This window comes from Psychrobacter sp. NPDC078929 (assembly GCF_050267985.1).
In the GTDB taxonomy this organism is placed as follows: domain Bacteria; phylum Pseudomonadota; class Gammaproteobacteria; order Pseudomonadales; family Moraxellaceae; genus Psychrobacter.
The window spans coordinates 44,744-58,061 of sequence record NZ_JBNNFX010000016.1 but is presented as its reverse complement, the minus strand read 5'-3'; the positions used below and the strand labels follow the sequence as shown (position 1 = coordinate 58,061).

Annotated in this window: 12 protein-coding genes and 1 tRNA gene; 7 read left to right on the top strand and 6 right to left on the bottom strand. The window is 43.1% G+C overall.

Going from position 1 to position 13,318, the window contains the following annotated elements; translation table 11 throughout:
* Positions 1–322: 322 nt before the first annotated feature.
* Positions 323–745: a hypothetical protein gene (locus tag ACQKCG_RS09860; protein ID WP_134292672.1), complete on the top strand. Its 423-nt coding sequence runs from the start codon at positions 323–325 to the stop codon at positions 743–745.
* 122 nt (positions 746–867) lie between these two features.
* A tRNA-Phe gene (locus tag ACQKCG_RS09855) sits at positions 868–943 on the top strand.
* A gap of 124 nt (positions 944–1,067) precedes the next feature.
* On the opposite strand, the gene ACQKCG_RS09850 is transcribed toward ACQKCG_RS09855, so the two are convergent.
* Complete coding sequence (locus ACQKCG_RS09850; protein ID WP_134292673.1) at positions 1,068–1,550, bottom strand: hypothetical protein; 483 nt, start codon at positions 1,548–1,550, stop codon at positions 1,068–1,070.
* Positions 1,551–1,629: 79 nt separating this feature from the next.
* Between ACQKCG_RS09850 and ACQKCG_RS09845 the strand changes: the two genes are divergently transcribed.
* On the top strand, positions 1,630–2,130 hold the full coding sequence (locus ACQKCG_RS09845; protein WP_134292674.1) for a DUF4385 domain-containing protein: 501 nt from the start codon (positions 1,630–1,632) through the stop codon (positions 2,128–2,130).
* Between the two features lie 117 nt (positions 2,131–2,247).
* Positions 2,248–2,931, top strand: coding sequence for a phosphoglycolate phosphatase (locus tag ACQKCG_RS09840; protein ID WP_134292675.1), 684 nt, complete (start codon positions 2,248–2,250; stop codon positions 2,929–2,931).
* 50 nt (positions 2,932–2,981) lie between these two features.
* Here the strand turns inward: ACQKCG_RS09840 and ACQKCG_RS09835 are convergent, their stop codons facing one another.
* The gene (locus ACQKCG_RS09835) at positions 2,982–4,562 is read right to left on the bottom strand and encodes a YifB family Mg chelatase-like AAA ATPase (RefSeq protein WP_134292676.1); all 1,581 of its coding nucleotides are present in this window, start codon (positions 4,560–4,562) and stop codon (positions 2,982–2,984) included.
* Positions 4,563–4,993: 431 nt separating this feature from the next.
* Between ACQKCG_RS09835 and hemN the strand changes: the two genes are divergently transcribed.
* A complete protein-coding gene (gene hemN, locus ACQKCG_RS09830) occupies positions 4,994–6,472 on the top strand; it encodes an oxygen-independent coproporphyrinogen III oxidase (RefSeq protein ID WP_413775349.1) in 1,479 nt (492 codons plus the stop codon).
* Positions 6,473–6,550: 78 nt separating this feature from the next.
* Here the strand turns inward: hemN and ACQKCG_RS09825 are convergent, their stop codons facing one another.
* The 3 genes from ACQKCG_RS09825 to ACQKCG_RS09815 form a co-directional block, all read right to left on the bottom strand.
* Positions 6,551–7,411 carry an SPFH domain-containing protein gene (locus tag ACQKCG_RS09825; RefSeq protein ID WP_057762202.1) on the bottom strand — a complete coding sequence of 287 codons (861 nt, stop codon included), beginning with the start codon at positions 7,409–7,411 and terminating at the stop codon, positions 6,551–6,553.
* A 16-nt stretch (positions 7,412–7,427) separates the two neighbouring features.
* A complete protein-coding gene (locus ACQKCG_RS09820) occupies positions 7,428–7,907 on the bottom strand; it encodes an NfeD family protein (protein WP_102091084.1) in 480 nt (159 codons plus the stop codon).
* 230 nt (positions 7,908–8,137) lie between these two features.
* The gene (locus ACQKCG_RS09815; RefSeq protein ID WP_057762208.1) at positions 8,138–8,674 is read right to left on the bottom strand and encodes a porin family protein; all 537 of its coding nucleotides are present in this window, start codon (positions 8,672–8,674) and stop codon (positions 8,138–8,140) included.
* Between the two features lie 304 nt (positions 8,675–8,978).
* On the opposite strand from ACQKCG_RS09815, the gene ACQKCG_RS09810 reads away from it, so the two are divergent.
* Positions 8,979–10,211, top strand: coding sequence for an 8-amino-7-oxononanoate synthase (locus ACQKCG_RS09810; protein ID WP_134292678.1), 1,233 nt, complete (start codon positions 8,979–8,981; stop codon positions 10,209–10,211).
* 71 nt (positions 10,212–10,282) lie between these two features.
* Positions 10,283–11,092: a methyltransferase domain-containing protein gene (locus ACQKCG_RS09805; protein ID WP_134292679.1), complete on the top strand. Its 810-nt coding sequence runs from the start codon at positions 10,283–10,285 to the stop codon at positions 11,090–11,092.
* 118 nt (positions 11,093–11,210) lie between these two features.
* On the opposite strand, the gene dnaK is transcribed toward ACQKCG_RS09805, so the two are convergent.
* Positions 11,211–13,151, bottom strand: a complete 1,941-nt coding sequence (gene dnaK / locus ACQKCG_RS09800) for a molecular chaperone DnaK (protein ID WP_057762214.1) — start codon at positions 13,149–13,151, stop codon at positions 11,211–11,213.
* Positions 13,152–13,318 lie beyond the last annotated feature (167 nt).

Here is a 13,318-nt window from a genome sequence, read left to right as displayed (position 1 = left end):
AAACCTGCCCAAAATATTTTACTATTGTCTGGGTCAGACCTTAGCAGAAAATGATATATACAAAAGATATCAACATATTAGGGTTTATACATACTAAATATTATATAGCCTCATCATAGCAAACCCTAACATTTACTGCCACGACCAAGCGGTAAACCACGCACAAAATCACGTCATTCTGCTAAAATAGTGTGTTCAGTATTATCAATCATGACTCGCGCTGACTTTGAAGACCCTTACTTACGGCACTGCACGCTATGACATCGTGCTGTCTCATATTGCTAATTTATACTGTAGAAACCCTCTATTTATAGGAACTGCTATGCCTTTAGAAGCGATCGCCATTAATAGTTTGGATGCGCCACTTATCAAAAAACCTGTTCGCGACAATGAGCTAGCAGAGCGCTTGCAAGCGTTGTACGATAGTGATGATGCACAGCCTGACGGTCTCGAGGTATTAAATATCGTTGAGCAAGGGTTTAAACGTGGACAGTACCTCTATGTCGGGATGTTCAATGATAAGCCTATCGCTGCGGTCGCCTGCTTCGATGATGGGCAGACCAATGCTAAACGCCTACAATATCTCACGGTGCATCCAGAGAACCGTAAACGTGCTATCGATGCCAAGTTTATTAAACTGGTCTATGATTGCGAAGTTAGAAAAGGCGTACGTGAATTTGTCCCTGCTGACGCTGATATTCACCGTATCATGAGTGAGTACGAACTGTTACGTGTAAAAGACTAAACTGAGCGATAAAACGGTTAATTTTGCCAATATCTAATTATTTATCGCCTTTTATTCGATAAAATGCAAAAATTGCTTGACAGCTGAGCCTATATTTAGTTTAATAGCGCCTCAACGAAGACGGCTCGATAGCTCAGTAGGTAGAGCAACGGATTGAAAATCCGTGTGTCGGCAGTTCGATCCTGCCTCGAGCCACCATTCGTTAATAGAATTCTAAAAAGCCCTGAACAGCAATGTTCGGGGCTTTTTTTATGTTTGAATTTTACCGTATTCTTTAGCGTTTATTCTATTCATGCATTGTTCTTATTCGTAGAGCCGACCACTATTCGTACAACCGACCACGTAAGAGTAAATTACAGCGCTCACGCGAATCCAAGTCGTATATAGTTGCGCGGTAATCAATACCGTGACGCCCTTCAAAAAATATCACTCGGTCGCCTACTGCCAAAAAACAAGACGTGCGTGCATCATAGATAAAGCCATCTATCACAAATGCCAAATCGCGATCTATCTCGCGTACCGTATAAGTCTCCCCTTGCGGAATCAAACGTTCAAACCACGCGCTATGGGCAGTCGTATTGGCTAGCACACTTGTCGTTAGCAATAGCCATGCCACCAGTATATTTTTGGGTAATCGCAAACGGCTGAGCTCATTTACACTTATCTTATTTCTCAACATAACATCTCTCGTAGCATTGTATTTATCATACTCATAGTCTTCATACCTCTCACAGCTAACCTTACCATAACCATTTTCGCTCATCGCTTCTGATGCTAAATACCTACTGTCACGGTTGCATAACATTTTTGTGCTTTTTTCTAAACAGCTTGGCTAAGTATACTCAATAACCATCTACGCTAGATAAAAATAATAGGTCATACATATGAGAGAGTTTGATTACGACTTGGATTATAAGAGTTTGGATTTGCGCGCTCAGCCTGAGTTGTACCGTGTCGGTCGCGGTGAACAAGGCGTATTACTGATAGAGCCTTATAAGTCTGAGATTTTACCTCATTGGCGTTTTGCGACTCCCGATATCGCCCGCGAGAGTAGTGAAGCTATCTATCAGATGTTTTTAGATTACTTGGCTGACGATGACTTCGTCGGCGCAGATATGGCGCGCAAGTTTATCCAAATGGGCTATACCCGTGCTCGTCGCTATGCCAATCACAAAGGTGGCAAAAAATATAAAGGTGCAGTACCTGATGATAAAAAAGGTCAAAGCGGCGCTCATGGTCGCGAAGAATTGCCACGACAAGAGGAAGACCCAGTCAAGGCGGAGTCCGCACGGATCTTTAAAGTTAAATGGGATGAATGCCGTGAGAATGAAGAGTATTTAAGGATGAAGAAAGAGCATCGTGAACGCTATAAAGATGTCGAATAGTTGCTAATACTCAAGACATTAAGTACAACAGATAACTAAATTGACTGGCCTCAAAATGCTACTGTGCTAAGGTATGGCCAATATAATAAATATAACGATTTCCAATAGTGAGGAACAATGAATAAGCAGCTTTTAATTTTTGATTTTGATGGAACGCTCATTGATAGCGTACCCGATTTGGCCGACGCCACCAACGCCATGCTAACCACATTGGGCAAAGACACTTACCATATCGAGACGATACGTAACTGGATAGGAAATGGTTCACGACTGCTCGTAGAACGCGCTTTGGTTGGTAAAGTGGAAGTAGCAGAAGGTGAGCTAACGGTTGAAGAGGCCGATCACGCAGAGCAAATATTCTTTGAGGCTTATAAAAACCTCAGTGGTAGCAAAACGGTTGCCTATCCAGATGTCGATGACGGACTCAAAAAGTTGCACGCAGCTGGCTATACGCTTGCTTTGGTCACCAACAAGCCCATTCGATTTGTACCAAAAATATTGCAATCGTTTGGCTGGCAAGACTTATTTAGTGAAGTGATGGGCGGTGACAGTTTGCCGGTCAAAAAACCAGATCCAGCGCCCCTACTGCATGTCTGTGAAACTCTCAATATCAGTGTCGAGCAAGCAGTGATGATTGGAGACTCTAGAAACGATATGTTGGCTGGACAGAACGCCAATATGGACACGCTCGGTCTGTCTTATGGCTATAACTACGGGCAAGATATTCGAGAGCTAAACCCAACCGAAGCATTTGATCATTTCGCTGACTTGATTGCTTGGGTTATGAAAGATATATTTTAGTCTATAAAGAACCTATCGAATCATTATAGTGTAACTTGCTCAAACAGAGGTTACGCTTTGTTGCGATAACTGAGCGCCTCTGACACATGGGCGCTGTTAATATCTGTACTGTTGGCCAAGTCCGCGATAGTACGCGCGACTCGTAATACTCGATGGTAGCCGCGTGCGGATAAATTCAAGCGCTGCTGAGCAAGTTGCAATAGTTGCTTTTCGCTATCGCCTAATTTGATATATTCGTCGATTTCGCTCGGACTTAGCTCATTATTGACTTTTTGTTGTCGTTTTAATTGATGCTGATGCGCGGCTGCTACTCGCTCGCGTACTTGTTTGGATGTTTCCCCTGCCTGCGCGCTTTGCAAATCAGCAATCGGCAATGCTGGTACGGTAATATGCAAATCAATACGATCTAATAGTGGCCCTGAGAGTTTGTCTTGATAGCGTTTGATTTGCTCAGGTCGACAGCGGCAGCGACCTGAAGTATCACCATCATAACCACACGGGCACGGATTCATAGCAGCGACTAATTGAAAGTTGGCTGGAAAGGTCATTTGAGAGTTAGCACGGCTAATAGTAATTTGTTTGGCTTCTAACGGCTGGCGTAATACTTCAAGCACGCTCCGATCAAATTCTGGTAACTCATCAAGGAACAATACCCCTTTATTAGCAAGCGTAATCTCGCCTGGTTTTGGCCGTGAACCACCACCGACTAATGCCACAGCTGATATCGTATGATGCACTTGTCTGAACGGCCGCGTCCCATAGTCATAATCGCTGTCCGCCACCGAATAGGTACTGGCAACCTCTAGCGCATCCTCATCACTCAAATCTGGCAATATCGTTGGCAATCGTGATGCCATAAGCGTCTTGCCAGAACCTGGGGGCCCTGTAAATAACAATGAATGGCCACCAGCGGCGGCAATCTCTAACGCGCGCCGAGCATGATGCTGTCCTTTGACATCAGCTAAATCCACTTGATAGCCAACATGCTGCTGTGTGGGACTAGGCTGTACTACTGCTAAACTCTCATAGCTTGCACTTGGGTCAACGAGCGACTGCAGATGGTCGCAAACTGCTTTTAGACTCTGAGCAGCTAGTATCGTTACGCCATCAACGCGGCTGGCTTCACGACCATTATCAATCGGCACGATCAGTTGCGGTGTTGTCGGCGACGTGGTATCTGGATTATTTTGCCCTTGTTCATCCGCTGCTACTTGCGACAACGTTATTGCTAGTTTTTCAGCTTTAATCGCCCGTGCGACTGCCAAACTACCGGTTACTTGTCGCAATTGACCATTGAGCGCTAATTCGCCGATAAATTCAAATCCTGATAGCACCTCTGGCTCAAGCTGTCCGCTTGCTGCCAGTATGCCGATAGCAATTGGTAAGTCTAAACGCGCGCCATCTTTAGGTAAATCAGCAGGGGCTAAATTGATTGTGAGACGGCGGTTAGGAAACTGGAAACCTGAATTTAGAATAGCAGAGCGTACCCTGTCTTTACTCTCACGCACAGCGGCCTCAGGCAGCCCAACGATGGTCAATGCAGGCAGTCCTTGCGATAGATGCACCTCAATGATGACCTTGGGAGCATGCAGACCAACCACCGAACGGGTATAGACTTGGGCAAACGACATCAGCATCTTCCTAATACAGAGTATCATTGATAATAAAGTATTATTTATCAACGCGCAAATGTCGTGTTTTATTGCTGGTGTGGAGAGAATCACCACAACCTCAGCGTCGTTCTGAGGTTTTTTATGTGTAAATGATAGCTCTATTTTAATATTTAAGAATACTCACCGACCACCCCACTGCTAACAAGGATTTGCTATACTAACTACTATACATTTAGCGATACATACTGCTGCCGATGATATATTCAAGCCGTGTTATCAATCAATCTTAAAAGCAAAAAATAAACGCCAAATCCGAAATCATTGATAATATAAAAACCAGCAGTATCTAGAGTAAAAACGAGGAATATCGCATGACAGACTATTCAGAACAGAACACTCAGCAGCCCTACAACCGTGCGGACGAGCCGCCCACGACTGTGCGCCCTGTTATGCAGACTGACAACCCTTATGCTAGTACACGTGGCAGTATTACTAGCAAGCAGCTACCAGCATTTGATGAGGCAATCATCAATAAGTACAATCGCTCGGGACCGCGTTATACCTCTTATCCGACTGCTTTAGAATTTACTCCAATACCGGATAGCTTTGAGGCTATCGGTCTTGAGACAAAAATCCTGCAGAATCGTGAAGCGCGCGCTCCTTTATCGCTATATTTTCATATTCCGTTCTGTCGCCACCTTTGCTACTACTGCGCTTGTAATAAGATTATTACCAAAAAAAATAGCGACTCTGGCGATTACTTGCAGTATTTAATCGCTGAAATTACGCATAAGCGCCGCCTGTTATCTACGCCAGAAGGCAGCGACAAACCATTGGTCAAACAGCTACATTTAGGCGGTGGTACACCAACGTTTTTACGTGACGAAGAGATGGTGCAATTATGGGAGTTTTTACAGACTCAGTTTGAGTTTTTGCCAGAAGACGAAGGTGACTACTCTATCGAAATTGACCCTCGTGAGCTGAGTGAAAACACTCTAAAGATACTGCGTAATCTCGGTTTCAACCGTATTAGCTTAGGTGTGCAAGATTTAGATGAAACGGTGCAAATTGCCGTTAATCGTGTGCATTCCGCAGAGCTTATTGAAAGCGTGCTAACAGAAGCACGTGAGCTTGGTTTTCGCTCTATCAATATTGATTTGATTTATGGTTTACCGCATCAAACGCCTGATACTTTGGACAAAACCGTAAATCGTATCATCGAGATGTCGCCAGATCGCCTGTCGGTCTTTAACTATGCGCATTTGCCTGAGCGATTTAAAGCTCAGCGTCAGATAAAAGATGAAGACTTGCCAAGCCCAGCTACCAAACTGACGATGCTCGGCAGTACTGTCAATACATTGACCGAAGCCGGCTATCAATATATCGGTATCGATCATTTTGCCAAACCTGATGACGAGTTGGCTATCGCCCAGCGCGAAGGTAAATTACATCGTAACTTTCAGGGTTACACCATCATGGGTGATTGTGACTTATTAGGCTTTGGTGTCTCATCAATCAGTCAGATTTCTAATGCCAATACGCGCTATATTTTGCAAAACGATACTGATCTACAGAACTATCAAGCCAAGATTGATATGGCGAAAATCAATCCGACTGTCATGCCTGCGGTAAAGTATATAAAAACCTCTATCAAAGACCGCTTGCGTGAATATGTCATCATGAACCTACTGTGTCATGATTACCTCGATTTTAAAGATGTGAATCAAAAGTTTGGTATCGATGCCATCACCTACTTTATTAATGAGATACAGCAGTTAGGCGCTATGCAAGACGACAGGCTGATAGATATGGATGCAGCAGGTATTCGCGTCTTACCCAGAGGTCGCTTGCTTGGCCGTAACGTCGCTATGGTATTTGATGAATACTTGGACAAGAAACATCAAAACCGCTTTTCAAAAGTTATCTAAGCTAGCGAAACTTTAGTCCAATTAATACACATAAAAAAGACCTCAAGCGAGGTCTTTTTTTAATATTGCTATGACTTTTTACACTTTTAATTTATCACCGACCATACCTTTTACAGTGCTTAAGATATCTGCTGGTAATACCACCATTTTAGAGTTGTCAGATTCAGCCAACTCTCGTATCGCTTTGATATACTGTTCACCCAGCAAGTATACGATCGGCATCTCTTCCTCGCCCATCGCACTAGTAATCAAACGAATCGACTCTTCAGAACCTCTGGCTAGTACCACCTGCGCTTCAGCATCACGGCGTGAAGCTTCCAAGCGACCATCCGCTTCTAAGATAGCAGCTTGCTTTTGACCATCAGCACGGGTCACGGTCGCACGGCGCAAACGTTCTGCCGCTGCCTGCTCTTCCATGGATGCTTGCATGGTCTGCGAAGGATTAATATCTTGAATCTCTACTGTCTTAAGGGTAATACCCCAATCCGCAATATCTTCTGAAATTGCATGTTTTAGCTTGGTTTTGATCTCGTCACGACTGGACAATGCACTATCAAGATCCATCTCACCAATGATCGAACGCAATGACGTCTGTACTAGATTACGGATACCGTACTCATAATCTTCGATACCATAGACCGCCTTGTCAGGACGCACGATATTAATATAAGCGACAGCATTTGCAATAATAACGACGTTGTCACGAGTAATGACTTCTTGTGACGGGATATCGAGTACGATGTCCTTGGTCGTTACTTTATAAGCCACATCATCTACATAAGGGATGATGAGGTTGAGTCCAGGCTCTAACGTTTGGCTATATTTGCCCAGTCTCTGCACTACCCATTTATAACCTTGCGGTACAATACGTACGCCTTTAAACACGGTGAATACCACCAGTGCAATCAATACCACCATGACAATACTAAAGCTTTCCATAACTCATCCCTTATTATTATACCTGCATACTTTTATGCATCGCTGCCTGCGCTTTTGTACTGCTCACAATCAGCTCGTTACCCACGATATCCGTCACGACCACTCTATCGCCGATTGCCACCTGCTCCCCTCTCGTACGGCACATCCATTCAGCCGCACCAACGATAGGAACGCTAAATCTAACTGTGCCAGCTTTATCTAGTTGCGGTGATACGATAATCATCCCCACCTCACCGACTATGATACTACCGCCTAGCCCAGCTTTGGTACGATCTACTGACAACGGTTTGATAAACTTGAACCAAGCCAACAAAAACACAGCAGAGAGCACTAACCAGACGATAATCTGAACAGAGACAGAAATAGGCAACAACCATGAGAGCGCTGCAACGATGATGGCAGCGGCACCAAACCACAAACTGGCAAACGTCGGTACAAACATCTCGACTATTAGTAATAAGAAGCCTAATACTAACCAATGCCAAGGTTCAATCATCCAAAGTATCTCCATCCTTGCCACCATTCCTATCTTTATCATTCCAGTTTTTAATGTAGCACATTTTTAAGGATAACAACGCTTTAACGGTAATGATATATTACTTGTTAAGTACTTATAGATTACTGTCCTAAAAACTTATACATAAATTTTAAGCAAAAAAAAACGACCACTTAAAGTGATCATTTCTTTATTATAGCTGTTTAGCTAAAAGCTTATTTTCTAAGTAATTAGAATTTTAGCTGTGCGCCAACAGTCATAAGGTCTGTATCATCGCCTAGCATATCGTATTCAGCTTCAACACTGAAGTCAGAGTTTACTGCATAACCAAGACCTACGCCGCCAGCAAGATTAGTATCGTCTTTTGAACCGTCGTATAAACCTAAAGTAGTATTAGATGCTTCTACTTCAGTTTTTGCAACACCTAGCTTACCTTTTGCGTATAAGCCGCTATTTGGGAATGCATAACGGTAAGTACCATAAGCGCCGTATGTTTTAGCATCGATGTCACCGCCTCTATAGTCGGCATCATCTGAACCTACATATTCTGCTTCTACACCGAAATTAGGATCAAAGTTATAACCAGCAGTTACACCATATGCAGTTGGGTCATCTGCACCATCAATATCTAAATCAAACTGACCAACTTTAGCAGCAACATATGGCTGACCTGTATAGCCGTTGCCATAGTTAACAGCAGCTTGTGCACCTACAGAAAGTAAAGAACCAGTTGCTAGTGCAAGTATTGTTTTTTGTAGAGTTTTCATTATTAGCTCCTTGAAAGAAATTTGGACAAACAAGTTATTTATTTATATTGGCCTTGTGGCCCTATCGCCTTGTCTGCTAACGATGAATACATAGTAACAAACTATTTCAGACACTCTGTCAGTGTTTAATGGTATGAGAGTTAAGAATTGAAAGCGTTTATCAGTGGTTGGGTTACAAAGGCCTAGATATGAAACTTTTTGTTACATCCACCCAGTTTATGCAATAATCCGTACTCATTTCACAGTTTTCTTGCTATACAAATCAGCTAACTATGGCTGATATAACAATAATTAGAGAGAGAAAATGCAAAATCCAATCACTGAGCGCTTGCAAACTGCACTTGCAGACTTAAAAGCAAAGCAGCAGTACCGTCAATTACCAAATCTAAAGCATGATGGACGATATGTGATTAGCAATGGTAAGGCTTTACTCAATATTGCGAGTAATGATTATCTGGGTTTAGGTGGCGATACCGAGATGCAAGCTGAATTTCTAGCTCAAGTGGGACAGCTATCTACTACACACACTCCTAAAATGAGTACCACCTCCTCACGCCTACTGACAGGCAACGACATACAGTTAGAAGCCCTAGAAGAAGAACTGCAAAATTGGTATCAAAGCGCCATAGAAAAACAGAGTTTGACCAAATCCAAGTCGGTGCTGGTGTTCAACAGTGGCTACCACGCCAACCTAGGTATCTTGCCAGCATTAACAACTTTGCCAGTCAAAACACTCATTTTGGCTGACAAGCTAGTACATGCCAGCATTATCGATGGGATGCGCTTGAGCCAAAGCAAACTTGTCACCTATCGTCGTTACCGTCATAACGATTACGAACATTTGGCCAAGTTTATTGAACAAGCAGACGAGACGGTCGAACGCATCATTATTGTCACCGAGAGTATATTTAGTATGGATGGTGACCGTGCTGACTTACTTCAACTAGTACAACTAAAATCCAAAGATGCTCGTATTGAGCTATATATCGATGAAGCACATGCTGTTGGAGTGCTTGGCGATACAGGTCTAGGGTTGGCGGAAGAAACGCATACCTTGGCGGATATTGATTATTTGGTGGGTACCTTTGGTAAAGCATTTGCTTCAATGGGTGCTTATATCATGTGTGATGCATTCGTCAAACAATGGCTGATCAATACCATGCGTCCACTGATTTTTAGTACTGCACTCCCTCCTATCAATCACGCATGGACACGATTTATTTTAGCAAAGATGCCAACCTTAACTGACCAACGTGCGCATCTAGCACAGTTGTCTACCACGCTTAGCCAAGCCATTGACCCACGGCACCGTGTATCGCCAACTGTAGAAGATATGGATTATCAATCCCCTATCGTTCCTTATATATTGGGCGATAACGCGAGTACCCTTGCCAAAGCACAACAGTTACAAGCCGCTGGATTTTACGCGCTGCCTATCAGGCCTCCTACTGTGCCTACAAATACTGCTCGCATTCGCTTAGTTATGAATGCCAAACTAACTAACGAAGACTGCGAGCGATTGATACAGCAATTGTAATTTTATCGTTTAACACAAACTTTATTTCTACTATCGATAGATAACTGGCGCACTTGGACATAATAAAGCCTATGACAACATTCGACACAGCTGACGACCTCAGTGTTAGAAAACAAACCATCGCTCGCCACTTTGCCAATGCAAGCGATTATGACCAGCATGCCAGTATCCAGCAAACCGTTTGTCAGTACTTATTAGACAGTATTGCTCATACCAAGCAAAGCAGTGTGTTGGAAGTGGGTGCCGGTACAGGTCAAATGACGCGCCTACTCGCTGAGCATATACAGAGCGAGCACTGGCTCATTAATGAGTTATGTACTGAGCAGACTGCTACATTACAATCAATACTGCCAACTGCTGAGATCATTATCGGTGATGCTGAAACCGTAGATTTAGCAGAAAATCATAGCTTGATAGTTAGTGCCAATGCCGTGCAATGGTTTGATAGTCCGTTGAGTTTCATCACACAATCAGCGCAGCGGTTAAAATCAGGAGGTCAGCTGCTCTTTAGCACATTTACGCCAAATAATTTTTTGCAAATTAAAACTCTTACTGGCCAAGGACTTCACTACCCAGATATTGACGAATGGCAATTGGCATTAGATAGTGATGGCTTTGAGAATATCAAACTCTCAATTCAGCGCTTTGATTTACCATTTCCTACCCCCTACGCTATCTTAAAGCATATGAAACTCACTGGTGTATCGACCAATCAAACGCAAGTTAAATCAGAAGATACTCAAACCTTTATATGGACCAAATCGCGTCTACAGCAATTTGAGTCAGACTATTGGCAACATTTTTCAAGAAAGGATGAAACAGGACAGCTCATGGTTAATTTAACCTATGAAGTGCTCATAGTAAGCGCGTTTAAACTATAAGCACGCATCTTATTAAGAAAAACAATAGCTAGCAGAAATAGTAACCGATAGGAAAAATAGCCATAAAAAAACGCACCCCGAAGGATGCGTTTTTTAATTTAACTAGTTAATAGCCGTATTATTTTTTGTCTTCGTCTACTTCAGTGAACTCAGCATCAACGACGTCGTCATCAGCTTTGTTGCTACCAGCATCGTCAGCACCTTGTTGGAACTGGCTTGGATCCATACCTTCTGCGCCAGCGCCGCTATCAGCGTAGATTTTTTGGCTGATTGGCAAGAATGCATTGTCTAATGCTTCAAGCTTAGCTTTGATTTCGTCATGATCGTCTTCTTTCGCCGCCGCTTCAAGCTCAGTGATGGCAGATTCTACTGTTGATTTTTCTTCATCAGTGACTTTGTCTTCTGCTTCTTTTAGCGCTTTTTGTACGGCATGAATACGACCATCTGCTTCGTTACGAACTTGCGCTAGGTTAGCGAACTTCTCATCTTCAGCAGCATTGGCTTCTGCATCGCGAACCATTTGTTCGACTTCTTCATCCGACAAACCAGAATCCGCTTTGATCTGGATGCTTTGTGCTTTACCAGTACCTTTATCGGTTGCTGAGATATTCATGATACCATCAGCATTGATGTCAAAAGACACTTCGATTTGTGGTAAGCCACGTGGTGCTGGTGGAATATCCGTCAAGTCAAAACGACCAAGCATTTTGTTTTGGTTAGCAATTTTACGCTCACCTTGATATACCTGAATCGTTACTGCTGGTTGGTTGTCTTCAGCCGTTGAGAATACCTGTGATTTCTTAGTAGGAATCATGGTGTTTTTCTCGATAACTGGCGTCATGACACCGCCCATCGTTTCGATACCTAGAGTCAATGGCGTTACATCAAGTAGCAATACGTCAGTTTTGTCACCAGACAATACAGCACCTTGAATCGCTGCACCAGCTGCAACTGCTTCATCAGGGTTCACGTCTTTACGTGGCTCTTGACCGAAGAAGTCTTGTACTTTTTGCTGTACTAGTGGCATACGAGTCTGACCACCAACCAAGATTACATCGTTGATGTCGCCAATTTTTAGGCCAGCATCTTCAAGTGCAGTCTTACAAGGACCCATTGTACGTTGTACTAATTCTTCAGTTAGGCTCTCTAGTTTCGAGCGGCTGATAGTTACAACCAAATGCTTAGGACCACTGCTATCAGCAGTGATGTATGGCAAGTTTACTTCAGTGCTTTGTGCACTTGATAGCTCAATCTTCGCTTTTTCAGCGGCTTCTTTTAGACGCTGCATCGCAAGAGAGTCACCTTTTAGGTTAACGTCTTGCTCTTTTTTGAATTCAGCCACTAAGAAATCAATCAATGCTGAGTCAAAGTCTTCACCACCTAGGAAAGTATCACCGTTGGTCGCTAGTACTTCGAACTGTTGCTCGCCGTCTACGTCTGCGATTTCGATGATTGAGATATCAAAAGTACCACCGCCCAAGTCATATACAGCAACAGTGCTATCGCCTTGCTTCTTGTCCATACCATAAGCAAGTGCAGCAGCAGTTGGCTCATTGATGATACGTTTTACATCAAGACCAGCGATTTTACCCGCATCTTTAGTTGCTTGACGCTGTGAGTCATTGAAGTAAGCAGGTACAGTTACAACTGCTTCTGTCACGCTCTCACCAAGATAATCTTCTGCTGTTTTTTTCATTTTTTTCAAGATTTCAGCAGAAACCTGTGGTGGCGCAAGCTTTTTACCGTTGATTTCTACCCATGCATCGCCGTTGTCTGCTTTAGCGATTTTGTAAGGAACCATGCCGATATCTTTTTGCACCACTTTGTCATCAAAACGACGACCGATCAAACGCTTGATCGCAAACAAAGTGTTACTTGGGTTGGTTACTGCTTGACGCTTGGCTGACTGACCAACAAGCGTTTCGTCATCTTTATAAGCGACGATTGATGGTGTTGTACGAGTACCTTCAGCATTTTCGATGACTTTAACTTTGTCACCTTCCATTACTGCTACACACGAGTTAGTAGTACCTAAATCAATACCAATTACTTTACCCATAATCAATTGCTCCTAATTTGTTTTTAACTATAAATACTTATTTATCCAGACCGTAGTCGGTCACTTGTTGCTATATATCGGTTTACCCGTCGTATTTTTCAAGGTGATAATCACGCAAAAACTGTGTTTCATGTCATTTTTTGTGAAAAACCTTCATATTAGTAGGG